The sequence below is a fragment of the Mesorhizobium sp. M8A.F.Ca.ET.208.01.1.1 genome, from assembly GCF_004791315.1.
GTDB lineage: Bacteria > Pseudomonadota > Alphaproteobacteria > Rhizobiales > Rhizobiaceae > Mesorhizobium.
Window position 1 is genome coordinate 1 of record NZ_SRUT01000443.1, and the last position, 279, is coordinate 279.

Below are 279 nucleotides of genomic sequence, written 5' to 3' on the forward strand. Positions count from 1 at the left end.
GTCGCGACCGTAGCATCTCACTTCGCGGGGCGAGAATGCTATTTTCGTAGTATTGCGCAGGCGCGATTGCGCAGCCGCTACCAGTCGGGCTCGATTGGGGTGTCTTCGGAAAAACCTTGCGATCTGGCCTGCGAGAGCGTCTTGGCCGCTGCTTCCCGCAGCGCCGTCGGAAGCCGCTTGAGATGTTCGCCGTCCAGCGGAAGGTTGAGATAGCCGGTGGCAATGCGCGCGGCCACCTCTGCCTGCTCGCGATCCCGAGCCGCCTTGACCGCAGACCGG

General features: G+C 64.2%; 1 protein-coding gene. It reads right to left on the reverse strand.

Going from position 1 to position 279, the window contains the following annotated elements; all coding sequences use genetic code 11:
* Positions 1–77: 77 nt before the first annotated feature.
* The coding region (locus EN851_RS36720) for a hypothetical protein (RefSeq protein ID WP_210234970.1) at positions 78–279 on the reverse strand (202 nt) is incomplete at its 5' end.